This window comes from Paenibacillus sp. FSL M7-0656 (genome assembly GCF_038003225.1).
GTDB lineage: Bacteria > Bacillota > Bacilli > Paenibacillales > Paenibacillaceae > Paenibacillus > Paenibacillus amylolyticus.
Genome location: NZ_JBBOOT010000001.1, coordinates 1057731 through 1084071 on the forward strand (window position 1 = coordinate 1057731; position 26341 = coordinate 1084071).

At 43.5% G+C, this 26341-nt stretch carries 26 protein-coding genes; 3 read left to right on the forward strand and 23 right to left on the reverse strand.

Annotated features, from left to right (window positions below; genetic code table 11):
* The 6 genes from MHI01_RS04525 to MHI01_RS04550 form a co-directional block, all read right to left on the reverse strand.
* On the reverse strand, positions 1-1155 hold the full coding sequence (locus MHI01_RS04525; RefSeq protein ID WP_315372923.1) for a glycosyltransferase family 2 protein: 1155 nt from the start codon (positions 1153-1155) through the stop codon (positions 1-3).
* 346 nt (positions 1156-1501) lie between these two features.
* Positions 1502-3115: an RNA polymerase subunit sigma gene (locus MHI01_RS04530; RefSeq protein WP_101314040.1), complete on the reverse strand. Its 1614-nt coding sequence runs from the start codon at positions 3113-3115 to the stop codon at positions 1502-1504.
* Positions 3099-3617 carry an RNA polymerase sigma factor gene (locus tag MHI01_RS04535; protein WP_101314039.1) on the reverse strand — a complete coding sequence of 173 codons (519 nt, stop codon included), beginning with the start codon at positions 3615-3617 and terminating at the stop codon, positions 3099-3101. Before MHI01_RS04535 ends, MHI01_RS04530 begins: the two co-directional genes overlap by 17 nt.
* A 243-nt stretch (positions 3618-3860) precedes the next feature.
* Positions 3861-4427: a TetR/AcrR family transcriptional regulator gene (locus tag MHI01_RS04540; protein WP_036608234.1), complete on the reverse strand. Its 567-nt coding sequence runs from the start codon at positions 4425-4427 to the stop codon at positions 3861-3863.
* A gap of 151 nt (positions 4428-4578) precedes the next feature.
* Entirely contained in the window at positions 4579-6057 is a 1479-nt protein-coding gene (locus MHI01_RS04545; RefSeq protein WP_340020289.1) for an Lsa family ABC-F type ribosomal protection protein, read from the reverse strand.
* Between the two features lie 383 nt (positions 6058-6440).
* Positions 6441-7280: a MerR family transcriptional regulator gene (locus MHI01_RS04550; RefSeq protein WP_340982619.1), complete on the reverse strand. Its 840-nt coding sequence runs from the start codon at positions 7278-7280 to the stop codon at positions 6441-6443.
* Between the two features lie 140 nt (positions 7281-7420).
* Here MHI01_RS04550 and MHI01_RS04555 point away from each other — a divergent pair, with 140 nt between their 5' ends.
* Positions 7421-8926, forward strand: coding sequence for an MFS transporter (locus MHI01_RS04555; protein WP_340982620.1), 1506 nt, complete (start codon positions 7421-7423; stop codon positions 8924-8926).
* Between the two features lie 157 nt (positions 8927-9083).
* Here MHI01_RS04555 and MHI01_RS04560 read toward each other — a convergent pair whose 3' ends face one another.
* The 17 genes from MHI01_RS04560 to MHI01_RS04640 form a co-directional block, all read right to left on the reverse strand.
* Positions 9084-9467: a hypothetical protein gene (locus MHI01_RS04560; RefSeq protein ID WP_340982621.1), complete on the reverse strand. Its 384-nt coding sequence runs from the start codon at positions 9465-9467 to the stop codon at positions 9084-9086.
* Between the two features lie 142 nt (positions 9468-9609).
* Positions 9610-10215, reverse strand: coding sequence for a pentapeptide repeat-containing protein (locus tag MHI01_RS04565; protein WP_340982622.1), 606 nt, complete (start codon positions 10213-10215; stop codon positions 9610-9612).
* Positions 10216-10469: 254 nt separating this feature from the next.
* Positions 10470-11078, reverse strand: coding sequence for a GNAT family N-acetyltransferase (locus tag MHI01_RS04570; RefSeq protein WP_340982623.1), 609 nt, complete (start codon positions 11076-11078; stop codon positions 10470-10472).
* Between the two features lie 32 nt (positions 11079-11110).
* Entirely contained in the window at positions 11111-11473 is a 363-nt protein-coding gene (locus MHI01_RS04575; protein ID WP_340982624.1) for an Asp23/Gls24 family envelope stress response protein, read from the reverse strand.
* A 166-nt stretch (positions 11474-11639) separates the two neighbouring features.
* Positions 11640-12116, reverse strand: a complete 477-nt coding sequence (locus MHI01_RS04580) for a hypothetical protein (protein WP_076327708.1) — start codon at positions 12114-12116, stop codon at positions 11640-11642.
* Positions 12113-14131, reverse strand: a complete 2019-nt coding sequence (locus MHI01_RS04585; protein WP_340032906.1) for a S9 family peptidase — start codon at positions 14129-14131, stop codon at positions 12113-12115. The genes MHI01_RS04580 and MHI01_RS04585 overlap by 4 nt, the downstream gene beginning before the upstream one ends.
* A gap of 21 nt (positions 14132-14152) precedes the next feature.
* Positions 14153-15082, reverse strand: coding sequence for an ABC transporter permease (locus MHI01_RS04590; protein WP_340032905.1), 930 nt, complete (start codon positions 15080-15082; stop codon positions 14153-14155).
* 16 nt (positions 15083-15098) lie between these two features.
* Positions 15099-16016, reverse strand: a complete 918-nt coding sequence (locus MHI01_RS04595) for an ABC transporter permease (protein WP_253508187.1) — start codon at positions 16014-16016, stop codon at positions 15099-15101.
* Between the two features lie 102 nt (positions 16017-16118).
* Positions 16119-17684: an ABC transporter substrate-binding protein gene (locus MHI01_RS04600; RefSeq protein WP_127545891.1), complete on the reverse strand. Its 1566-nt coding sequence runs from the start codon at positions 17682-17684 to the stop codon at positions 16119-16121.
* Positions 17681-18892 (reverse strand): M20 metallopeptidase family protein, encoded by a 1212-nt coding sequence (locus MHI01_RS04605; RefSeq protein WP_076317980.1) that lies wholly within the window; start codon positions 18890-18892, stop codon positions 17681-17683. The genes MHI01_RS04600 and MHI01_RS04605 overlap by 4 nt, the downstream gene beginning before the upstream one ends.
* Positions 18889-19641, reverse strand: coding sequence for a FadR/GntR family transcriptional regulator (locus MHI01_RS04610; protein WP_127545888.1), 753 nt, complete (start codon positions 19639-19641; stop codon positions 18889-18891). Before MHI01_RS04610 ends, MHI01_RS04605 begins: the two co-directional genes overlap by 4 nt.
* 178 nt (positions 19642-19819) lie before the next feature.
* Positions 19820-20542 (reverse strand): glycosyltransferase, encoded by a 723-nt coding sequence (locus tag MHI01_RS04615; protein ID WP_253508185.1) that lies wholly within the window; start codon positions 20540-20542, stop codon positions 19820-19822.
* 150 nt (positions 20543-20692) lie between these two features.
* Entirely contained in the window at positions 20693-21790 is a 1098-nt protein-coding gene (locus MHI01_RS04620) for a Gfo/Idh/MocA family protein (protein WP_036608277.1), read from the reverse strand.
* Positions 21791-21802: 12 nt separating this feature from the next.
* On the reverse strand, positions 21803-22726 hold the full coding sequence (locus MHI01_RS04625) for an AraC family transcriptional regulator (RefSeq protein ID WP_340904382.1): 924 nt from the start codon (positions 22724-22726) through the stop codon (positions 21803-21805).
* A 24-nt stretch (positions 22727-22750) separates the two neighbouring features.
* Positions 22751-23755 carry a Gfo/Idh/MocA family protein gene (locus MHI01_RS04630; protein ID WP_340982625.1) on the reverse strand — a complete coding sequence of 335 codons (1005 nt, stop codon included), beginning with the start codon at positions 23753-23755 and terminating at the stop codon, positions 22751-22753.
* Positions 23756-23762: 7 nt separating this feature from the next.
* Entirely contained in the window at positions 23763-23996 is a 234-nt protein-coding gene (locus tag MHI01_RS04635; RefSeq protein WP_340982626.1) for a hypothetical protein, read from the reverse strand.
* Positions 23997-24247: 251 nt separating this feature from the next.
* On the reverse strand, positions 24248-24772 hold the full coding sequence (locus MHI01_RS04640; RefSeq protein ID WP_340984826.1) for a DUF5412 family protein: 525 nt from the start codon (positions 24770-24772) through the stop codon (positions 24248-24250).
* 327 nt (positions 24773-25099) lie between these two features.
* Here MHI01_RS04640 and MHI01_RS04645 point away from each other — a divergent pair, with 327 nt between their 5' ends.
* Positions 25100-25684 (forward strand): hypothetical protein, encoded by a 585-nt coding sequence (locus tag MHI01_RS04645; protein WP_340982627.1) that lies wholly within the window; start codon positions 25100-25102, stop codon positions 25682-25684.
* Between the two features lie 18 nt (positions 25685-25702).
* Positions 25703-26296 carry a hypothetical protein gene (locus MHI01_RS04650; protein WP_340982628.1) on the forward strand — a complete coding sequence of 198 codons (594 nt, stop codon included), beginning with the start codon at positions 25703-25705 and terminating at the stop codon, positions 26294-26296.
* The last annotated feature ends 45 nt before the right edge of the window (positions 26297-26341 follow it).

Sequence of the window (26341 nt, forward strand, 5' to 3'; positions counted from 1 at the left end):
TTACCGAACTTTGGTTCCAGGCCAGCATCCATCGTATATGCGATCCATCGTGATCACATTGCCATACAGATCAATGATCAGATCCTTGGCTCGATGAGCATGTCTCATCTCAATCCAGTAGCGGTTCTCCAGCAAACGGGCGAAATTGTCCACCAAAAACAGTAACCGGTTCTCACTATGAATCAATTCCTTGCCCAGTACCTGTGGCAGCCAGATGGCCCCGTTGGAATTAAAGCGGTTTGAATAGTCCCGTACTTCGGCTACATTTGCAAATTCGGCTTCCTCCAGCTTATTCCAGAATGTATCGGCATCACTTCGAACCTCGGCAAGGTCAATCCCGACAATCGGCAGATGCTGGTATTCCTCTTGGCTTTCCAGTTGTGCTTTCAGATGACTGAAAACGAATGGCCACACATCAGCCTCGATTTGACCGCCCCACTTTTTCCAGAATCGTGCCAGATTGTTCTTCCGGTTGAAGTTGCGGTGAATGCCGCTGCTGCGTTCCCAGTGATATGCTTGAATATTCGGATTAATGACTGTATCGTATCCGGCTGCTCGTGCCCGCATCTGATAATCAAAGTCCTCGTATCCGTTAAAGAACTTCTCATCGAGGTTGCCGATCGTCTCATACACCTCCCGCTTCATGCCAAACATGGCAAACACCACCAGTTGAACAGAGAAGGTTTCTTTTGGGATATCATCAGGAGATGCGTTCAGGAACAGGTGTCGGCCGATGGTGTCCGCAAAAGCAATGCCGCAATGCTGCACGCCTCCTGTTTGCGGATACAACAGAACCCCTCCAATCATGCCGATTGTAATATCGCTATCCAGTGTCTCTTTCATCATCGGTTGCCAGTTCGGTTGAAGAATGGTGTCAGAATCCAGGAAGAAAATGTACTCTCCCTTGGCAAGACTCAGTGCGCTATTAATCGACACGGCGCAACCGAGTGGAAAATCATGCTGAAGAATCTCGATGGTCACACCTTCTCTTACGTCTTGCTTCAGTTTATCCAGATGTTGAAAGACTGCTGAGCCGGAACCATCGTTGATGAAAATAATCTGAGTGGATGGGCTTACCGTCCGGAGTAGCGAATCTGTGAACAGGTTCAAAATGTTATAGTCCTGGTTGACTGGCACAATAATGGTGTAAAGCATGGAATCCCTCCTGATTTGGGTTGATGGAATGAGTACATAAGCTGATTTTGAACTGCACAATTGAAGGTATTTCTGTCCGGCCCCCTCACTTGAATATTTTGTCTTTATTTGGTAATGATTTGAATCTACTAGAAATTTATATCATTTTTTGTAAACTGAAAATCTTAAATTCTGAACTCTGTTAATATTTGAATATGTGAGAAAATCAAGTTTTTGTAGCTTGCGCACTGAGAAACGCTGTTGTGAACGCAAAAAAACACCCTCAGAGAGTCTCCGTTCCTCATGTAACGGATTCTCTCTGAAGGTGTTAAATTGTTCATCAAGCTCAAATTATGAATTACTTTATCTACAGTTGAATCTCTACATTTTTGTCCGGATCGCTGTATTTATAGATGCCCGGATTCAGTTCAATATGTCCATCAAATGGAATATCTTTGTAGGTATCTATATGAATTTTTGCAGGTGTCATCCCTTGGGGGTTAATTTCAGGAAAGACTTCTTTGCCATTGATCCGAAGCATTGTTTGGTTAATACCTCTGAAACTAGGCGTTTTGGAATATGACTCTACAATTAATTTCTCCCCATCCCTATAATAAGAAAATTGTATTTCAAGTCCATCGACAGTGAGTTTGGTGTATTGCTTTTGTTTCTTGGGTTCATTTAAATGAATCCAGTTTTTAGTTGTATCTCGTTTCTGAACAATGGCATCTTTTAAGATGAGTTTCATTGGAACATCAGACCAGTTTTGATACCACTCAGGAGATTCAAAATCAAACAATTGCTGATTATTTTCAGAACGCCCCCCTTTCGTGGCTTGCACCCCTGTGATTGTTTTATCATCTATAATCATCTGAATCGATTTATATTGAACAATACCTTCTGTATATGAACCTTCTTCATCAATTAAAATCTGAAGATTCAATGGAGTAATCACAAGTTGATCTAAAGTAACACCGGTTTTTGCTTGGAATTCAGGATTGGTATACAGTTTTTTCGTATATATCGCCTCACTTGCTTTTTTCCCATTTGCGACAAAATCGAATTTCCAAGTACCTGTCAATCGTTTTGCTGCTTCAACATAATTGAAATGAAGGTTCGCATTCGCCCAATCCGCTTCCGATATATCAAATACCTGTTCAATCAACAATCCTTTTTCTTCGTTAGGCAAGATGGTCGGAATAGCATCTACAACCTGGGACCCGGTATGAACTCTCAAGTGAGGTTTGACGCTTTCCAAATCTGATGCTGCTACCTCGACTTTATAACGGATGACCGTTTGATTATCTGCATGTCTAACCGATTCAATATGAATCGCCGGAAACTGTGAAACACCAGTAACCATTGATTCTCCAGTATGTTGATTAGATTTCAGGAAAATATCCCTATCCCGATAAAGGATAAGATTCTTTGCTTCGAATGTAAACTCTTTGGTACCACCTTTTAAAGTATCAGCTGTTTCATAGATCCCAATGAGTTTCTGACTATCAGGATCGTGCCCCAAATAACCATATACGTTCGCTCTCGCATCGGATTCTCCTATTATAGTATTTTCCTCAGTCGCAAATTCACTATATGGAGAAAGATCGATTGATGTGTCCAGAGATATGAGCATTTTCATTTTTTCTCCATCTGTTACAACACCGCTTAAATTCATTGTCACACCTGAACTAGCGGACTGAAGATCATATTGCTGACCGATACCATTATTTATTGCGCTTGCAACGCCCCGGCCTCCGATTCGATCCCAATCAATCGTCATACTGGCGAATACAGGAATAGCAACAAGTAAGAAAAAAGTAAAAATGATGCTTATAGGAATTGCTTTAGCTCGATATCCAGCAGGCTTTTGTGAAGAATTCAGATTGACTCGTCGTTTATGTGCTTCTTTTTCAATGGTTGTCCACATCAAGTCATAATCCGGAGGAGATATGTTTTTTTCCTTATTAGAATACTGATTCATTATTACTCATCTCCTTTAGTTGAGGTTCAACCATTTTATTGAGAAGTTTTAACCCTTTGTTTAATCTGGATTTTGCAGTCCCTTCAGGTATGTTCATAACTTTAGATATCTCAGGTACAGTCAAATCATTGATAAATCGAAGGACAACAACCATCCTAATCTTGTCAGGAAGCCCACTATATAATCCTCGTAGCTCTTCTTTTGTTTCCCTATGGTACACACCCTCTTCCACAGGGTTATAACTCTGGGATTTGGACAACAAATAATGCCGCATTTCTTTCAACCATCCAGATTTCCGTCTTCTCATAACGTTATGACACTCATTTGAAGCAATTCGCAATATCCATGATTTCATATTCCTTACCTTAGTTCTGTCAGCCAAAATAACTTTGACAAATACTTCTTGGCAAATGTCCTCGGCATCTGCTTGATTCTTCATCAGATAATAACAGAAGTAATAAACTTGCTCTTTGTACAATTCAAAAATTTCTCTGTCAGTCATTCTATCCCCCCCTTTGCCGTGTTCTCATTAATAAGACAAATAATGTTATGTAATCGTTCATTTTGTTTATAGTTGGTTTTGCTAAGTTCTCGGATACCTAGAATAGATTAGTTCAATGTCTCTGCTTGAACAGGTCTATATACATGTAAACAAGCAAAAAAAGCCGCTAAATTAGCGACTTTATGAAATCATTTGGTCATCGAGTAACGAGCTGATGCTGTTGAGTTAATCTCACCCCTATTTTCATCTCTGCTTAAATCCATGATAAAACGTATCCACCACAAGCGCAGGGGCTGCTTTTCTCGCGATATGACCACTTACAACCTGCTGCCACGTCAGGAACATGATGGAATACAACACATCGACAATCCAGGTTTTATCGAGATCGGAGCGGAAATAACCTTTCTGTTGTAACAGACCGACCGCGTGTAATACAGGTTCTCTCAGTTTCAGATCTGCTCCCTCAATCTCGGGATTATAGTTAATGGTGGTGTCATGAGCCAGAAAATAAATTTTGTCGCCTAATGGAATCAGCGCCTCGATCAGCTCAGGTATGTACTTTTCACAATGCTCCTCATCCAGTTGGATTTCTTTCATGGTCTCACTGACCACCTCGATTGCGCGTAATCCGAGATATACCATAAGCTGTTCGCGGCTTTCCACGTATCGATGTAACGTAGCGATTCCGATTTTTGCAGATTCCGCAATTTCATTCATGGAAGCATTCGGTTTTTCAATCAGCAATTTGGTGGCCTCGTCCAAAATGGAATGGAGCCTGGTTTGTTTGATTGTTGTCATTTCCTTTTTCATTGGTATTACACCTCTTGGCGAATTAGTCTACAATTGATCTAGTCATCCATCAAATGATTGGATGAGATTATAAAATTATAGCATACTTCCTCACGAGTAATACTAAAAGCCGCCATTTGGCGGCTCTTAACATGGTTATCTTTCACGTTACTTACAGTTCGATGATTCTCGTTGCAATATTTGTACAAAATTCACGATCATGCTCTACAAAAAGCAGGGTTGGCGAGTATTCCAAGAGTAAATCTTCGATCTGCATACGTGAAATGACATCTACAAAGTTGAGTGGTTCATCCCAAATATGCAGATGAGCTTTCTCACTAAGACTTTTAGCGATGAGCACTTTCTTTTTTTGACCTGCGCTAAACGTTGAGATATCTTTCTCCAATTGCAGTCTGGAAAAATCCAACTTTCGAAGTATCGATTTAAACAGGCTTTCATCAATCCCCTGTGTGGCCGCATACTCAGATAAATGCCCTCCGAGATCGGACGTGTCCTGCGACACATACGAGATTTTAAGCTGATGATCCTTTCGGAAAAGACCTGTATAAGGGATATCTTCACCACAGATCAGTTTAAGAATGCTTGATTTGCCAGATCCATTTTTACCGTACAGGGCAATACGACCCCCGTTTTCAACCGTGATACTGACATTCTTACACACCGTATTGGAGCCGTATGATATCGACACATGTTCCAATTCAACAAGTTCCTGCTTGTGAAAATCCAGCTGATGAATCTGTAAACGTTCTGCACTCTCGATGTTTTTGAGAAGTTTGGATTTCTCTTGAATCGCAGATTGCTGCCTTTGTTCGATATTTTTGGAACGTTTCATCATTTTGGCAGCCTTGTGCCCAATATATCCTTTATCCACCTTGGAACCGGAATTTCTCGTACCATTTTTGGTTTTTTCAACTTCATGCGACCATCCACCGGTCCGTTTGGCTGAATCGGATAAACGCTTGATATCCTTTATTAATTTCTCATTACTCGCAAGTTCAAACTGATCTTGCCTTCTTTTATTTTCCCACCAAGCGGAGAAATTGCCTTTCTGAATCTCGATGTTACTTTTATTGATGGAAAGGATATGGTCCACGCTGTGATCCAGAAACGCCCGATCGTGAGATACCAAAATAAATCCACTCTTGCTGCCAAGATAATTACTGACAATTTGTCTTGCATGAAGATCAAGATGATTGGTAGGTTCATCAATGAGCAGAAACCGATTATCCTTCAGGAACAAAGCAGCCAGCATCACCTTTGTTTGTTCTCCGTTGGATAACGTATCAAAAGGCCGATACAACACATCTTCTGACACTTTTAACAGGTTAAGCTCGCGCACAACTTGCCAGTGTAGATATTCAGGATGAATCTCGCTGATGACATCAACGGTCATGGCTCCCTTATTTTCTACCTGGAAAGGAAAGTATTCAAAGCTAACATTCGCAGAGATATGTCCGCTGTATTCATATTTGCCAAGCAACAGATTGAGGAAAGTCGTTTTGCCTCTGCCGTTCCTTCCGGTAAAACCCAATTTCCAATCGGAGTCCAACTGAAAACTAACATTTTCAAATATATTATCGTAACTGCCTTCATAAGCAAAGGTCAGGTTGGTAACGTTGATTAAAGACATGCATATCATCCTTTTTATGTGAAATATAAAAGTAAACTGACGGGATTTCACCATAGAACATGGCATGGATTCCCTCACTTTAATATTTGAACATAATCAGAATTTAGATTCGCTTATACAATAAAGAAACCTGGCGATAAACCACTCAGCGCCAAGTAGATCTATGCATAGGAGGACAAAGTGCCGGATTCTGATTAGTCATATTGTGAACCATGCCACTGTTCATGTTTGTTGACAGGTCCACATAAACATCCACAACCTCTAATTCAGTCATGACTCTATCCCCCCTTTGAAAGTTCAAAATTTAATACAGAAAACTTAACATGGAATACGATATGGGTCAAGACAGTGTAGCCTCGATCTCATCTTCCATCCCCGTACCGTTAAACCATTGTGTTTTCTGGCTTACACACCTCTACGTAAATTTTGATGATGTACTCATCGGGGTTACTTTCTGCAAAATAAGTGAGCAGGTCCAGTGCATACACATGTCCACAGACTTGCAGTCCCTCTTTTTCTATCTCCTCTTTCATGAGGGAATACGTCTCCGGCATGCTTTCGTATGAACCTCGATGATTCATGACGGCATACATCCCTTTTGGCTTAATCCATATCGTTTCCCCTGGAATGGGAGCTTTTATTTTGTTGCCAAAGTAATCCGGATAGTATTCTCCTGCCTCATAGTGCTCCTGAGTTAAGATCGTCCATACCGGAAACTCATAGTCGATCATCTGTTCATCACAATGGCTCCTGTATTCAATGAACTTACGGAAGAATTCCTTATCCCCATCCCCTTGCTCCAGTTGTACAGCAATAAAATACTCCAGCTCACATTGTTCGATATGCAGCCCTTCAGGAGAAGCATCCGTGGCTTGTTTCGTCATTTCAATGGCACCACTTAGCAGCTTTTGCATACGTTTGATTCGTTGTTGCTCCGACTCAAGTGCCTTTAATTTCTGTTCAAACAGCTCAATTAACAATGGTGTATTCTGATTTTGAATAAACGACTTAATCTCTTGGAGTGAGCTTCCTGCCTTCTTCAGCACATGTATGACATCCAGCACATACGTTTGTTGCATACCATAATAGCGGTAGCCCTTGGCATTGGTATATTCAGGCTTTAACAGCCCAATCTCGTCATAATGAAACAAGGTATGTTTGGTCACTCCGCAGATCTTGGCAAATTCACTGGTGGTAAAATGTTGTGCGTGATGTCCAGCCATCTATGGGCCCTCCATGGTCATATGTAGTCTAAGTTTTATCAATATACATGCATTATAGTGTGTAAAGAAAAGTTTGACTATAGGGTTACCCGATAGTTTAGTCTTTGAATTGTAAGTTATTCATATCGCCGGAGGGAAACATGTCTAAATTCAAACGTTGGATGATTCTTGTTATTGTCTCAAGTGCACTATTACTCATTGTGATGGATATGACCATCCTGTACACCGCTTTACCCAGCTTGACCCATGATCTCGGTGCATCTGCTTCGGAGAAATTATGGATTCTGAACGGTTACTCCCTTGTCATGGCGGGTCTTCTTCCTGCAATGGGAACACTCGGGGACCGTCTTGGTCATAAAAAAATATTTACCCTGGGCTTGGTCGTATTTTCTGTTGCTTCTCTTGCTGCTGCCTTTTCTCCAGTACCGGCTGTGCTAGTCATGAGCAGAATTCTCCTAGCCGTAGGTGCCTCCATGATGATGCCAGCAACATTGTCGATTATCAGAGTTACGTTTACGAATGAGCGAGAACTCGCACTGGCAATCGGCATCTGGGGTTCCATTGCATCAGGTGGTGCTGGATTGGGACCGATTGTTGGTGGACTGCTTCTTCAACACTTCTGGTGGGGTTCTGTGTTTCTGATTAACCTGCCCATAGCCATTATCGCTTTTGTATTCGCCTTGAAAATGATCCCTAAACATCAAGGGGATACCTCGAAAAAGTGGGACTTCACCAGTTCCATTCAGATCATGATTGCCATGGTCGGAATTATCTATTCCATTAAGGAATTCACAAGACGCGAAGGATCTCTGACACTCGCTATCATAGCTGCTGTGATCGGTGTTCTGTCCCTGATCATCTTTATTCGCCGTCAGAATAACAGTCCCAATCCGCTGCTGGATCTGTCCTTATTCAAAATCCCAAGATTCAGCACCGGCTTTATTACCGCACTGGTTGGCTTGTTCGCACAAATGGGTGTGCAATATATGGTCACTCAGCGGCTTCAGCTGGTGGAAGGCATGTCACCTCTTCAGGCTGGACTATTCACCGTATCCATACCTGTTGCAGCACTCATTGCCGGACCTGTTACGGGGGCCATTATGCACCGTGTGGATGTTGTATATATCAAAAGCTTCACTCTCTTCATCGCTGCCCTTGGCATGGGGACGTATCTGATGTATTTCAATGCTGGGTTCACCGGGCAGATTATCGGCTTGGCACTGCTTGGTGCAGGTCTTGGATCAGGGATGACCGCTGCATCACATTCCATTATGAGTTATGCCCCACCACACAAAGCGGGCATGGCCGCTTCCATTGAGGAAGTGGGTTATGAGCTGGGCGGAGCATCCGGTATTGCGATCATCGGCAGCATGTCGACCCTTTTCTACACAATCGCTATGAAGATTCCTGTGGGAATTAGTGTGCCAGCCAATGCGAAAGACAGTTTGGATGAAGCGCTTATCGCTGCCGAAAGCTTGCCTGCTGCGTCTGCTGAATCGCTCAAAAATGCCGCCTTTGCTGCATTTGACCAATCCTTCTTTGTTGTCATTGCAGGTGTGACCGTATTTCTGTTCATTGCTGCTCTGATTATGAGTTGGGTTGCTGTGCGATTGAAACGAGCCCCAAAGCACAGCGTTAAAACGTAATGAAATTCATTTCATGAAACAAAGCGAGGTATATACGAAATATGTCAAAAGAAGAGGATTAACTCAATTAAATTCACATCAAAAACCACTACCTGATTTGTTTCAGGTAATGGTTTTTGATATGCCTGATAACCGAAGCTTACCACCATGCGGCACCTCACGGAAGGTAGGCATCCTCTACCTCAACTTTTCGTTCATTCCCCATCGCAATGTATCTTACGTTAATGACATTTCCTTTCTGAAAATGGGGAATATGTGTGATTGGAATATAAGTCTCTACAATTGTTGGGAAGGTGCGGCCGTCAACTTGGGTTACAGTCAGATCCAATCGCACGCCAGGCCTTCCATCCCTACTGGATGATGTCTGCACAATATCATGAATTATTGCTTCTGTTGGAATTCCGTCCATCAGAATGCTCTTGCGAAGGTGATGTTTCTCTTTATTGTTACGTAGCAGTTTAAATGCCATAATCGTAGTGATCGTGCCTGTTGTAAGCCCAAAGACAATAATAGCGACAATAATAATTAATGTGACGGTCATGATAACCTCCTTTTAGTTGAAACTTATGTTAACTACTTCTTGTTTAGATCTCTTATTCCTGCCAATTTGCTTGAATGGGAAAGCTTTAACGTCAAAAAAGCCGCCTTAATGGCGGCTTCATGCTGTGTATGTTCAACTCAACTTAGTCTACTTTCGCACCATACGAGCGTACAAACAGAACGGCTTGTTCGCGATCCAAACGTACACCTTTGATATCCAGTGATTTCAGATCGATGCCTTCCAGGTTAGCCCCTCTAAGATCGGCTCCTTGCAACTTGGCTCTGCTTAATACAACTCGGGTAAGATCACAGTCTCTCAAATCCGCTTTGGTGAAATCCGTGTCCGTAAAGTCAGCCTCATAGAAACGAATTCCTCGCAGATCCTGTTTCCCCAAACGTGTATGTCTCAGATTTGTGTAGGACCAATCGCCGTGACTCAGGGTAATGCCATCCATTTGCGCACCAGAGAAGTCTGAGCCTGTCATCTTGCAGGAGCTGAATTTGGAAGCAAAGAGATTTGCACCACCGAAGGTGCAGTTTTCAAAAGCCGATTCCGTATGAATCGAACCATTCATGGAAGCCCCTTTGAAGTCACACTCGATAAAACGACAGTTACTCGTTTCAATTTCTTCCATAGAAGCGTTCATAAATGTACACTGTTTGAAAACACAGCTTATGAGTTCTCCATAGCGCAGGTCACGTCCCTCAAAATGTACTGCTTCATATTCCTGATCCTTATATTGATACACTGGTTACACCCCACATTGTATATTTCTCCGTCTTTCTTCATTAAAAGAACTTTTTATACTATACCACACCCCTGTCAAGTACCTGCTTAAATACCCGCAAAAGTCAAGTTACTTTTTTTATGAGTGAAAACTCTGAAAACTAAAAAAGGAACGCATAAAGCGCCCCTCCAGCTCACACTTTTAACTGTTCCAATGTGGGCTTATATATATGAAACTCTCCAGTTAGCTGCTTGTTTTATCCCTATCAGAAAGCATTACACCAGTTTTTTGGACATCCTGTACAGGGATAACGAAGGTTTATTGATTTCTCCTACTCTCTGGTATCCCAAACGCTCGTAGAGTTTAATAGCTAGTAGGTTTTCCTTTTTAACCGTAAGTGAAGATTTGGACAGACCTTGTGTTATAGCTTGCTCCTCAGCAAAATGAATGAGCTGTGTCCCTACACCAAGTCCTCTGCTTTCAGGCAAGGTAGCCAATGTTCCGATGTGGTACTCGTCGTTCTCCGCTTCTTTTAATGTCACCATGGAGTAGAACTCTTTCCAGTGTTGGAGATTATACTTAATCAAGCTCCATTTCCGAAGTTCAAACAGCTTGGAGAACGTTGGCAAAGCAAGTTTGTTCATTATAGTAGTCGAATAACACATGATCATGCCCAGCGTTTGGTTATCCTTTTTGGCTTCATAAGCGTACTGGTGACTGAATCGGTTCTGATTCGAACGCCATAACTTGTTAAAAGTTTTCTCTATAATGCCTTTATCCTTGGTACCTGCAAGCGAATAGGCCATATATTCAAGTGCCATCTGATTTAGTTGCCCGCCGACTAATGATTGTGGACTGGCTTTTGTTATGGAAATCTTATTCATCGCTGTCACTCCTCTAGGTAGCTGAAATTGGACTAAAACCTCGTAGCAGGTTGGTTGAATGATAACCCCTCAACGATCACATTCACCGTATCAATGGTTAATCCGGTCAGCTGTTCCACATGTAATCTCACATTGTTTTGCAATTCCCTGCAGACTTCATGCACTTTTGTTCCATAACAAACGACAACCTTTACGTTTATCTCCAGTCTTGATTCTACCTTGCGGATATCTATGCCATTTTGTAGACTTTTCCCGCTCCACTTTTTGGTGATGCCCTCTATAAGTCCTGTCGACATGGAGGAAATCTCACTGGTGGTATTCGCGATCTTGCCGACAATTTTGGAGATCACATCATCCGATATTTGAATTTTTCCAAAAACATTTGAAATGGACATCCTAGGTCCCCCTCTTTATACCTGCATTTTTTGATAGATTATAATATCATTTAATATAAATATAAATCATGTAAAGTCCAATTTCAACTTTTGAATTCAGCCGTCCTCATTTCTACCTGTACATAGCAAAAAAACCGCGATCATCGCGGTTTCTTCTTGGTCCATATTAAGGGAACTTCAATTGAATACGGACAGGAATGCGGGAGGATATCCCACTCTCTTTGCTACCTTCTTCTGCTGCCTCTGTTTCTTCTGCTTGCACGATCCACTGCCTGCCAATTAACGATTGTAGCAGTTCAATCTCTTGTGCGGTCAAACGAATATTCTTCAGAGACAACTCATCTTGAACGTAATCCCGATCCACCTTACGGTCAAACCGGAAATCGAGCAATCGTTTCAACCCGTTAATATGCAAAAACTTGAACTCATAACCTTGACGTATCGCCTTTTCCCAATCGTCTCCGATATCATCTGCTGTCTGTAGTCTTTCATCAAAATCCATCGCGGATTCCTTAACCAGAGGCAACAAACGGGAATAGTCTCGACGTTGTAAACATTCAATAATCACTTCTTTTGGTTCCCCACTTGTCAGAACATTCTCTACAAGAAGCCCTACAGGAATGGACAGCTGAGTTCGATTCATTGCTCGCCCTCCTCATTCCCGAGGTACTGATTGAACCAGGCATTCACCTGTTCGAAGCTATCGATACGTAATGAAGGTTTACCGCTTTTCAGCAAACTGTGGTTGGAGCCCGGATAACGAATCAGTTTGGTCTTTTTGCCATATCGTTTTAGCGTAGTATATAATTCCTCCGCTTGCGCAATCGGTGTCCGATAGTCCTGCTCTCCGTGCATGATCAGAAGTGGCGTCTCAATGTGATGTGCATGGGCAAGAGGTGAGCGAGACCACAGGTATTCAGCGTTTTCCGCCGGATTACCACCAATGACTCCCTCGACATAGGAAATTCCGATATCACTCGTTCCATACATGGACAACCAGTTGGAGATACAACGCTGGGTTACAGCCGCCTTGAAACGGTGGGTATGCGCTACAATCCAGTTGGTCATCACTCCGCCATAACTGCCACCCGCTACACCCAGACGTGATGCATCAATGAAATCGTATGTAGCCAGGGCATAATCAACAGCTTCCATCAGATCCCGGTAATCCCCTCCGGCAAAGTCACCACGGCAAGCTCTGGCAAACTCCTGACCGTATCCCATACTTCCGCGAGGATTGATCCACAGCACAGCATAACCTTGCGCAACGAGTGTCTGCATCTCATGACTATATGTTCCCGTATACATTGCGTGGGGTCCACCATGAATCTGCAAAATCAGTGGCAGTTTTCCATCGGTGTCGCGTATTGCCGGTGTAGCTAACCAACCTTGAAGCGGCCATCCATCGGAGGACGTAAACTCTACACGGACTGGCACATTTACAGCCAATTCAGCCATGAATTCATCATTACGCCGGGTGAGTCTGAACATTTCACCACTGTCGATATCCACGCGATATAACTCTCCAGGGCGTTCATCCGTTAACGCAGCGATAATCAGCGAGGTACCATCTGGCGTTAAGGTATACTGATACACATCCTTTTCACCAGCGCCCGTCACAGCTTGATAATTCCCATCTTCTTGAATGCGATACACGTCCACATTCCCGTTATGTGTTCCGAGTACATATACACCACGTTCTGGATGATGGGCATCCGAGATAGGAGAAGGTGACGCACCTGCCGACTTCATATCTCCAAGCGCCGCGTTACCAATCTGCATATCTAATTGAGGTGCGATTGGCCTGGGTATACCTCGATGAACGGGAACACCGTATAAGCTGTTGTGGCTCCCGCTTCCATACTCACGATCACTGGCGATCAGGATCAGCCGCTGCCCGTCGGACGAATAGGAGAATTGGCTTATCGCCAGACTGGAATCCGTCACTTTGAACAGATCACTCTCTCCCAATCGAATGCTGTATACATCGGTAAAGTACAGCAGATCCGCATCAAGCTCCTCGTCCTCTACTTGTTTCGAAATGAAAGAAAGCTGCTTGCTATCTGGCGACCATGCTGGAGCACTGATATTCCATAGCCCGGAAGTCACCTGCGTGATCTCCCCGCTTTTGATCTCATATACAAACAACTGGCTGTATTGACCATCCCACCAACCAGCCCCTTCCGCCTTCGGCGTTGTACGCTCGAAGACTTTACCTCGCAGCTCAGATACAGACTCCTGTTGGACGTCTGCTTTCTTCTGTTGGTCCTCCGGTTGTACTTTGCTGGTAAACGCAATGTACTGCCCGTTCGGTGACCAGATATAACTTGAAATTTTACGTGCGGGAGATATCAGCATGACAGGCTCTTTTTGATCTGAATGGAGCGTCCATAGTCCTTTGCCACCATCCACTGAGCGAATGAATGTGAGCTGTGTGCCATCCGGCGACCAAGCAGGTGAGGAATCCTTTGTTCCATCCGAAAGTGCAATATCTTCATCACCATCGAGGGAAATCCCTCGAATTTGCGTGTTATATTCGTTTTTATCCTGATCTATGGTCTGTTCCACATAAGCCACTTGTCCGTTAGGACTGATCACCGGCTGACTTATCCAACGATAATGACGCAGATCCTCCGGCATAATTGGTCTTTGATTCATAATGATGGCTCCCTTCTCCGTTTATTTATGGGTTGTCTCCGTACGTGGATCAAGCACATCACGCAGCCAATCTCCAAGGAAAATAACACCGAGTACGGTAAATGTAATGGCTAGTCCCGGGAATGTAGCGACCCACCAGCTTGTTGCAACGTATTGTCTGCCATCACTGAGCATCCCTCCCCAGGATACATCAGGTGGTTTGATACCTAGACCCAAGAAACTGAGTGAAGCTTCCATAATAATCGTTGTGCCGACATTCATACCACAGATGACGATAAAAGATGAAAGGATATTCGGCAGAATGTGTTTCAGAATCAATCTTCCATTCTTGGCACCAATCGATCTGGCCGCATGAACAAAATCACGCTCTTTGATACTAAGAACCTCACTTCTTACCACACGAGTGAATGGAACCCAGTTCGTCACCCCGATGACAAAGATCAACGTTGTAATACCCGGGCCAACAATTGCCATCACAACAAGCATGAACAGAATGGTTGGAATCGCCATGAATGCATCACCTACACGCATGATGACAGCATCCAGCCATTTCCCGTAGAATCCGGATACCAGCCCCAGAATCGCGCCAATAATTCCTGACACAATCACGGCACCCATCCCCACGATTAAGGAAACTCGGGCACCATATACAATTCGACTCCACATGTCTCTGCCGAGATTATCGGTACCCAGCCAGTATTCGGCCGTTCCGCCCTCAAGCCATGCTGGTGGTTTAAGTCGGCCCAGCGGATTCACCGCTGCCGGATCATGACTCGTCAATAGAGGTGCACCTATGGCAATTAACACAACCAACAATACAAGCACAGCACCAAACATTCCGGTCTTGCTGATAATCAGTTGTTGCCAGATATAACGAAATCCCGTTGGTGCACGCCCATTGTCTTTTTCCTGTTCTGTACCCGGAATTGGCATTTCATTGCTGCCTGTCATATGATTGCACCTCCTTCTAGTCGTATTTGATGCGCGGATCGAGCAGCCTGTAAGCTACATCCGTCAAGATGTTGATTACTACAACGATAAAGGCAATGACAAACACCGCTGCCTGTACAATCGCCATATCATGTGTGTTGACTGCAACGACCAGCAACTGACCCAGTCCAGGCCAGGAGAATACTGTTTCCGTAATCAAAGTCCCCCCGATCAGACTTGTAAACTGCAAACTCATAATCGTTACGACAGGAATTAATCCGTTCCGAAACGCATGTTTCACAATGACAACCATTCGGCCAAGCCCCTTGCTGCGAGCTGTTCGAATATAGTCCTGGTTGAGAATCTCCAGCATGCTGGAACGAATCAGTCGGGTCATCTGCGCAGCCAGTCCAACGCCAAGTGTAAATGCCGGCAAGATCAGATGTGACAATCCTCCGCGACCGGATACCGGCAATACGCCCAGCATGACGGAGAACAAGAGGATAAGCATAATCCCCATCCAGAAGTTTGGCATCGCCTTACCAATGACGGATATTCCTGAAATAATGAGATCGGTAAACGTATTGCGTTTGACAGCTGAAATGACGCCAAGTGGCACAGCCATAAGTACAGCAAAAAACATGGCGGCTACAGCCAGTTCAAAGCTGGCAGGCAATCTCTCCAGCACAAGCTCTAGCGCAGGCTGATTGTAGCGAAAAGACTGACCAAAGTCTCCCTTTATCGCACTGCCCAGAAACTTCACGTATTGCGTATATAAAGGCTGGTCCAAACCAAGTGCCTGCGTCAAGACAGCACGATCTTCAGCGGTAGCCGTTTCAGGCAACATTAACGCAACCGGATCACCGGTGACTCGAACCAAAATGAATACAATTAATGAAACAATGAACAGCACCGGAATGATCTGCAGTAGTGACTTAAGTACGTATTTGCCCATTCCTTGTTCACCTCCCTTTTAAAAAAGAACGGCAGGAACATGGTTATCCAGTCCCTGCCGTTCACGGCCTATCTTTTCAATGACCGGTTGTTATACCCGATGTTACTGTGCAACAGGTGTAATCTCGTCAGCATAGAACATCTCGTCACTGCGTGGCGCGAAGTTCACTTTAGCATTTGTTCCGTAGACACCTTCCATTTGGTACAGATATACGGCTGGGCGTTCTTCAGAGAAGATCTGTTGTACTTGCTGATACTCTTTCTCACGAGACGCAGGGTCCATGTTCACCAATGCCGATTGAAGCAGTTTCTCTACTTCAGGGTTGTTGTAATCCGACTCGCCTTTTGCTTCTTCCAACATATAACGATTGTAGTTATTCGAAGCATCGAACAAGGAGTTACCAATACCAATCATGAAGATTTCTTTGAATGATTTGGAGCTGTAACGTTCACTGAATGCACTTGCTTCCAGGACATCCAGATTGATTTTGAATCCGGCTTGTTCCAGCATTGCTGCAACAACTTCAGCCTGTTCTTTGTATTGTGCGGAAACGGAGATAGTCATCTCGGCTTCACCTTCCGCATAGCCAGCTTCTTGCAGCAACTGTTTGGCTTTTGCTTGATCATAAAGTGATGTTTTGTACAATGAAGGATCAGCACCGAAGTTGCCTGGTGTTACGGATGTGCGGGTTACGATACCTGCTCCGCCGGCAATGCTGTCCACGATCCCTTGTTTGTCGATAGCCAGGTCAATCGCTTCACGTACTTTCGGATCAGCTGTGATGCTACCTTCTGTCTGACGGAATATCAACTGAAGCACACGCTGGATTGGCGCTTTGACAATCTTCTTATCTGCTTCGCCTTCGATCCGGGCAATGTCAGTGGAGGGAATGGAAGACGCCACATCTACACCACCAGCAAGCAATTCGGATACACGTGTGGAGGCTTCAGGAATAACGCGGAATACCACTTCATTCCATTTTGGTTCACCGTCAAAGTAATTCTCGTTTTTTACCAGTTCCACACGATCATCTTTGGTCCATTTACTGAACTTATAAGGGCCTGTGCCTACTGGTTGTTTCAGGAAAGCATCGAATCCTTTATCCGCAATATATTTTGCTGGCAGAATGCCTGCTCCCATTTTGGACAGACGGTTCAGGAGCAACGGATCTGGACCATCTGTGATGATATCTACGGTATAGTCATCCACCACTTTAACTTCTACGATATTTTTGAAATAACTGTTTTGTTTCAGTGTCTCGTCCTTGGCTACGCGCTCCAGCGTGTATTTTACATCTGCTGAAGTGAATGGATCGCCATTATGGAAGGTAACACCTTCACGCAGCTTAAATCTCCACGTTGTATCATCGACTTGATCCCATGATGTCGCAAGTCCCGCAACTTTTTTCTGTTCACTGTCATTTTTGATCAGATAATCAAAAACGTTGACCAGAACCGCCTCACTGGAAGTATTGTTGTTGTTGTGCGGATCAAAACTCTCAATATCGGTTGCCGCAGCAACGGTCAGTGTTGTACTTGCGCTTCCACTGCCAGTTCCTTCTGTTGCGGAACCATCATTTGTGCTTGTCGATTTTCCTCCGCAAGCGCTGAGTACCATTACGACTGCCAGTAACGTGATCCACAAGCCTGTCCATTGTCTTTTTTTCATTGTGATTGCTCCCCCTCAGAAGTTGTATTCCGTGCCAAAAATTCAAGTGCCACTGCAGACAACATGCCCACACCATAAGGCATCGCTGTCTCATCAAGATCAAACATGGGATGGTGGAGTGGATAGCGAGTACGTTCCTCATCATTCCCAGATCCTAGTCTGAAAAACACACCCGGAACCTGTTCACAATAAAACGCGAAATCCTCGCCCCCTGTGGAGGGTTTGATATAAGTCCATCCCTTCTCCGCATTAACCTGATCACAAGTCTCTGTTAGCAGGTCAACCATGCCGAGATCATTCACGACAACAGGGTATCCATCGCCGTAGACAACTTCGCATCCTGCTCCGAATGAATCACAGACCCCTTTAACAACCTGCTCGATCAGAGCTGGCATCCGCTCACGAATGGCAGGTGAGAGTGTACGAACCGTACCGATCATCTCCACTTCGGGGGCGATGGCTGTTCCCATATAACCTCCCGTGATTTTGCCAATCGTGACTACTGCCGGTTCAAGTGGATCAACCATCCGACTGACGATATTTTGCAATGCGGTGATGACCTGAGCGGATACCGCGATTGCATCAATACCCTCATGCGGACGAGCTGCGTGGCCACCCTTGCCAAACACCTTGATAATCAAGGGATCAGCTGATGCAAAAGCAACGCCCTGACTTACGCCCAAGGTTCCCGTGTCCTGTCCAGGTGTCATGTGTAATCCTGCGATGGCATCAACCTTTGGATTCTCCAGAACGCCGTCCTGGATCATGGCTCTTGCACCTGCAAGTCCCTCTTCTGCTGGCTGGAAAATAAATTTGATGTTGCCTGACTTCGGTCTTCCAAGACCAGTAAGCAGTTGGGCGGCTCCCATCAGGATGGAGGTGTGAGCGTCATGCCCACACAGATGCGCTTTGCCTTCTACTTGCGAACGGTATTCCACCGCTTTCTGATCCTGGATTGGCAAGGCATCCATGTCTGCGCGCAGAGCAAAGGTTGGTCCGTCGGTCTCTCCGCGAAGCAGGCCTGTAACCCCGGTCTGTCCGACATTGCGTGTAACTTCCAACCCCAGGCTTTCCAGATGCTCAGCTACGATAGCAGATGTGCGATGCTCCTCATAACCGATCTCCGGATGCTCATGTAAATCTCTGCGCCAAGCACTTAACTGGGCTTGTAGTGGCTGAGCCAGCTGTATTAGTTCTGAACGATTCATTTGCTGTCATTCCCTTCATTTTTGTCCGATTCAGAAACCAAACGGGCATAGATTGCATCCGCTGAGAATTCGATATGCCTTTTCATCGTCTCCTTAGACTTAGTGCTATCATGGGCTTTCAATGCTTCAAGAATCTCCATATGTACACCGTGGTTGACGGTACGTATCCGGTCATCATAAGGCATCAAGTCAAGCGCCGGATTAATTTTCGTCCGGATCTGTCTGACGGCTCTCTCGCAGTATGGATTCCCCGAAGCCTTGGAGATGGTTAGATGAAATTTCACATCCAGCGCCCTGAACCATTCCCTTGTGCAGTCTGGCTCTATACTTTGCTCCATGTAACCCTCAAGCAACTCCAGTTCGCCTGCGGTGATCCGCTCAGCAGCGAGAAAAGCTCCCTCTGGCTCGATGATGGTTCGATATTCGAACACCTTCAGCATCTGTGACCAATCCCGTTTAATTTCTTCTCTGGTCCGTTTATGCGAATTGGCTGTCAGAGGCAGTACAAATGTTCCGCCTTTGGCACCCACCCTTTTCTCTATCAAGCCTTTCTCTTCCAGTGAAGAGAGTGCCTCGCGAACAGTAATCCGGCTTACGTTAAAAATCTCTGCCAGATCTCGCTCGGCTGGAAGCTGTTCTTCACTCATTAATTCTTTCAAAATAATGGCTTCTTCCAGTTGTTCCCTAATGAACTCACTAACCTTTTTGGTGGATACTTTCTCAAAACGAAATGAAAACGTACTGGACATCTAAACACTCCGATCTGTATATGGTCTAGACCTTATACCATTAATATAATTCCGACTAAACTTATATGCAATACTTTTTTTCAAGTAAATTCATATTTTTTTTCTAATCACCTCCAAATTGAAGCATTTTGGCACAAAAAAGACGCATCTACACGCAGCAGATGCATCTTCGCTTTCGTTATTCTCCTCTATACTTCTTATTGGCATAGGGTTTGAAATCCTCTGTAACCGCAAGTTTTTTGCTTCCCCTCAGGTAAAAGCTGTCATCCGCTCTCCAGGTATGACTCTTTTTGTTCTGTCTGCGGTGATAGACATAATTGTAAGGAGAGGTCGCGTACGCTTTGAATCCTCTTTTTCTGCATTGTCTCAGGAAGGTCACATCTTCCCCTATGGAACGGTCCGTGAAGCGGACTTTTTTCAAGATCTCTCTTTTGAATAAAATAGTGCCCCCTTGAACAAATTCAACCGGTTTATTTTTTTCAGCAGGAGATCTGACCAACAATGTCTTGGATGCGCCCAAATAGACGAGGCACGAATGTTTACCCACAATATCACTTTTGGTCCGTCTAAGTTCTCTCACCTGCTCTGTTAAATAATACGGCGAATAGTAGTCATCATCATCAAATTTGGCAATCAACGAAAAGCGTGCCCTTGTCATGCCAGCGTTCAGGCTTTGTCCTAGGGAAATGCTCTCCGGAACTTGATATACATGAACATTGGCAAGATTCCGAACCCGGTTTTGGTATAATGCCAGATTCATACTGTCATGATTCAGGACAATGATCAGCTCTTTGCTTTTATAACGCTGCCGATTGTAATTTTGCAGGATGTTGTCAAAAAATTGCGGCCGATTGGTACATACAACAATGGAAACACCATGACCCATTTTGTGTTTAGTCAAGACATACCCTCTTTTCAGCTCATTTTTCTCTCATCATATGTGCCGAAACAGAGTCTGGTATGGACCAATAGCTAGTATCTAAAACACCAAAAACCCTCTGCCCCAAATAACAGGACAAAGGGTTTTGTAATCTATTGTTTTTAGCCTTTTCTATGCTTCGCTACCGTTATTCAAGTACACAGCCTTACCTGTGCGAGCAGATTCATAGAGTGCTTCCAGGATTTGAGATACAACCAGCGCTTGTTTCGGTGTAACGACTGGCTCTTGATCGTTCTCAATCGCTTCAATCCACTTTCTCATCTCAACATCCGGTGCGCTCTCGCTCTTACCATCGTAGAAAGCTACCCCGCCTGCACTCAGTTCAATCTCATTGGTGTATAGACGGCTGAATTTCTCACCATTGATGCGCAGTCCGTTCTTCATATCCGCACCCGCTTCGCTACCGCTCAAGCTACATTTCGCCTCATCCACATCCAGTGAGTTCAGTGCCCAACTGGATTCCAGCATAATCGTTGCCCCATTCTCCATTACAATCATGCCAAAGGCCGAGTCTTCTACGGAGAATTGTTTTGGGTCCCACGGGCCCCAGGCATTGGCCGCATTTTCACGTTGTGAAAGCTCATGATAGGTCGTACCCAGCACAACTTTTGGTTGATAGTTATCCATCATCCAGAGCGTCAGATCAAGTGCGTGCGTACCAATGTCAATCAATGGGCCGCCACCTTGTTTCTCCTCATCCAGGAAAACACCCCATGTTGGTACTGCTCTACGTCTAATCGCATGTGCTTTGGCAAAATAAATATTACCCAGGTCACCTGCTTCGCACACCTTCTTCAAATACTGACTGTCTTCTCTGAAACGGTTGTTGTATCCGATGGTCAGTTTTTTGCCGGTACGTTCTGCCGCTTCCAGCATGAGCTGTGCTTCAGCAGATGTCTTCGCCATTGGCTTTTCACACATCACGTGTTTGCCTGCCTCCAGAGCAGCAATTGAAATCTCGGCATGAGAAATATTCGGTGTAAGTACATGCACAATATCCAAAGACTCATCCTTGAGCAATTCCTGATAATCCGTGTAGACTTCGGCTTCAGTAGTGCCATATTTCTGTTTGGCTTCATCCGCACGTTCCTGAACGATATCACAGAAAGCCACCAGTTCAACATTATCCAGTTTACTCAGACTCGGCAGATGTTTACCATTCGCGATTCCACCACAGCCAATAATTCCGATACGATATACTTTACTCATATATATTCACCCTCACTTAAGTATTGGTTGTTTCATTTTGCGAAAAGCCGACGGGGTCATCCCCAGACGTTTGCGAAATACAGCATGCAAATAGTTGGCATTATTGAATCCTGAAGCAAGTGCGATCTGTTCAATGGATACGTTACTTTCCTCCAGATTGCGGCACACGGCGCGCAGACGAATATCCTCCAGTACACGGCTGAACGGCATCTCCGGCTGTACTTGGTAGAAGATTCGCTGCAATTGTCTGCTGCTAATATGAAGTTTCTCAGCTACATGCTCCAGCGTGACCACTGAAGGGTGATTCGCCTCCATATACTGTAGTGCATACTCATAGCGATATACCGACATATCCCGCACAGGGGCTTCCGGTCGATTCCCCCCGGTGTCGTATGCTCGCACGGTTTTGAGTAATATGCTGATGACTAGTTGTTTAATGGACGTATAATAACCTAACAATTTCTGATCACATGCCTCGTAGGCTTCCAAAAAACAATGCATTGCCCGATGATAATCATTCACCGGAGTAAGCGGAAGCGTTCTCAGCTTTTCCATCGTTTCCTCGGATTCTGCTGCTTCCCAGGGATCGACATGCTCTCTTGGCTTGTGAACGATATCCACATGAAGACATAGTTCATCCATGTCCTCTTTGGCATCAGCCTCCTGATAATGAACGACACCTGGTCCAGTCAAATACAGCATACCTTCCGAGAGTGCATGTGTCTGATCATCCAGAATAACTTTACCTTTACCTCTCGGGATAAAATGAAACTCAAACTCCGCATGATTATGGAAATCCACAACTCGGCCCGCTGGAAAAGAAGTCAGATGAAATCGCATCACGCGAATCTCATAATGTCCCCATACCATTAGAATATCCAGTCTCTCCAGGAGATCCTGCCGTTCAAGCATTTTCTCATAAGGATACAGGCTCAAGATTGCACACCTCCTTTATTAAAACTAACCCTTCAACTCTTTCAGAGTAATTCTGCGCCCTTCTTTGGCAGAGAGATTCGCTGCTTCCATCAAACGGGTCAGCTCCATAGCGATCTGCACGTTTTCAGTTGCATCCGTATCATTCTGTATATGTGCAACCCATTGATTGAATGCGCTTTCTCTTTGGTCTGCCAAAGGAAGTTCAGTCCACTCTTGATACTGTCCCTGTGCTGCTTTCGTGCGAATCAATAGCTTTTCTTCGGGTGTTCCGTACAGAATTGTACCTTCCGTACCATGAACCTCAATCGTAAACGGAGAATGGCTGTTCACAAAACCGGCTTCAACAACGCCAACTGCTCCAGAATCCGTAAACAAGGTTGCAACTGCATTATCTTCCACTTCTTTGCCTGTAATATATCCAAAGTTCGCATTAACCCCTGTTACTTCCTGACCCAGAAAGAGTTTGGCGAGATACATTGGATGGCAACCCAGATCAATGAGTGCACCGCCCTGACAATCCTTCAGATTATAGAAGTGTTCAGGCAACCAGTTCGAAATCGCTCCATCATGCGATAAACGCGCTCTTACATAAGTTATTTTACCAAGTAATCCTTGGTTAAGCACATCCTGTATCGTTAGCGTATATCCTGCATTCAGACGCGGTAAGGAGACTGTCATCTTGACCTTGTTTGCCTTTACCTCATTAAGGATTCTGTTGGATTCCACCTGTGTCGACGCAATAACTTTCTCCGTGAAAATGTGTTTACCTGCTTTTGCAGCAACGGTGATCACATCTTCATGGATGCGAGTTGGCGCATCTACAATAACGGCATCGATGTCATCCTTGGCCAGCATATCTTCGAGTGAAGCATAGAATGGTACGTTTAAACGTTCAGCCGCTTCCTGTCCGCGCTTAGCATCTTCATCCCACACAGCGGCGATGACTGTATCCTCATGTTCCTGTGCCTGCTTGATGTAATCCCATGCGTGAACATGCCACAAGCTAATTTTTCCAATTCGAATGGTCACTGTTGTCTTACCTCCATAGGATATAAGGTGAATCTGTAAAATTTACACTCAGCCACTCCGATTGCAGTACCATCTTACGATCACTGTTATCCCCGTATTTTTTGAAACCTTTCTTAATGGAGAAAATCCGGGGATAGCGTATGCTTCCGATGTAGCTTTCTTTCAGAAAGCTTTTAGGTGAACGCTTCGCTTCTACAGATTGGTTCTGCACTCTTCGTTTGCGTGTAAATGTTACATTCATCTTATATAATATTCTGACATTTATCTATAAGTTATCACAGACTTAATCTATTTTTAATAGAAACTCACGACAATAAATGTATAAAATCACGACATGTTTAACTTCTTCTACTCATTCATATAAAACCTCAAAGGATTTTTGATGATGATCACTTTCTCTTCTATCCATCTTTTTCTCGAAACGCAAAAAAAAGCGAAACTCCGTAAAGGAATTTCACTTTAGCTATCAGTTAAGAAAAAAATCTTATAAAATTAAGGGCTACGGCGTACAGTTTCACCATTTAATAAATTAACTTTTTGATCATTAATTGAAATTGTATGGTTATCAACCCATTCCAAGTCTACCTGATCCGTCTTTCCCTCATAATAAAATACTCTTTTAAACCAAAGTGGGCCTTTTAATTCCCCCATAACTCCAAACGATCCCATGGCTCCAGCGTCAGTTTTATAGAAACTTATAGTATAGTGCTTATCTGGTGAATGTGTAGTCGTAAGTAATTGTTTGTACCCAGAAAATATCGATGTAAATGACAAAGCACCCAAAAGGATGAAGATCAATGCTAAGGATAGAACCGTTGAGATCCAACTTCTTACCTTCGTAGACTTGTTCAAATTTTCTTTGAAACCAAGTATAGCTATAGCTAATACTAAAATAGAAAGAATTAGAATTACATAGTTGGGAGGACTAACTAGCCATTTATTATTCATATGAGAATATAGTGAGTACATCGAAACAAAGTACAAAATCAGGACTAAAATCAAAGCAATCCAGCTCATTTTTTTCACTAAAATTGAACCCCCTCTATTTTAAATTATCAATCGTATAGTAACAGGGTTATTTAAAATGATGACTTATTTATATGTTATTTTATGAGAAAATCAAGTAATCCCTAAAGGAGATGCTTAATTGCAGACTCCTGTTTGTCTATGTAAAAGTCTTGTTTTATAGTGCTACCAAAGTTGTCTATTGAATTCGCTATCATTTCCACTTATAGTTTAATTATTCCCTAATTTGGTATAAATGAACTAAGGAGGTGCTGGTGTTAAATCTATAAATACTTTTTTAGGGCTAAATCAATATTACATAGGAAGGTGCCTAAACTGATGAGAATTTCTAAAACGTTTAAAAAAATAGTTCTTTTAGGGTTTTTCGTTGTTCCTTTGAGTCTAGGTTTACTACAAACGGATGCTAACGCGGTTCGATATTCTGGAGGCAGATCCACCGCCATCAATGATGTATGGTACTCAGATTCAGTTTCTTCTTATGGATATGTTTCAGCATTTGATGAAGCTCGATTTAGGTGGAATGAAACATCAAGCAAAGTTAATTTAAAAAGAGTACTCTCATCAAGTGGGACTCCTGATAAATACTATGTTGGTGTAACCAGCATACCTTACCGTTTTGGTTACTACACTCCTTATAAATTATCTAGTTCAGGTGGCTATGTTGAAGCAAATCACAGTGATACTTGGGCTTTTAGTAACGTATCAATATATTATAATAACATGGAGCGCGCCGACTTTAAAACAGACGAGGTAATCTCGAATGCAGGTCATGAGATTGGGCATTCTATTGGTCTTGATCACACTCCATCAGATGGTGCAAATTCGATTATGAGATCTGGTATTCAAAATATCGGCCCTACAACCTATGACATAACTGAAATCAGATTAAAGCGTGGCAATTAATTTTTAGGGAGGTATCTTATGTTTAAATCTCGATCTCTCATAATAGGTTTATCAATTTTAAGTTTATTTATTATATCGACAGGTTTGTACTATTTTCTTCAAGAAAAAGAACAAATGCAAATCAATGAAGTAATTGATATTTCAACTAATTCACTTACTTTTGAAGATGTAGATAGGCTGGACCAGTTCTCAGATCTAATCATTGTGGGATACGCTAAAGATGACTTTGAAAACAGAGAACATATAATCAGCAGTTATGAAGACGGTGCTCTTCAAGATTTCTACACTAAGACAGATATTATTATTGATCAGATCATAAAAAAACCTGACGATTTCCCAGAAAACTCGAAGGAAATAACTATTCTAGAACCTTTAAGTTTAAGAGAAGATAAAAAATTTACGGCTGATGGCTACACCGAGCTAGAGAAAGGTGATAATAATATTATTTTCCTGGCTCAAAACACTTTTGGGGATTACGGTTTAATAAACGGAAGCATGGGAAAATTCAGCCTGGAAAGCAACAGTGACGCAATGAGAACATTCACTACTCAAGAAAAAACACTCTACCAAAAACTTTTTGACTCAATACTCGATAAATATGATTTAAATTAATCAACAAAAAAAAGGCTTCCTTTCTAATTAAAAGGAGTCTTTTTT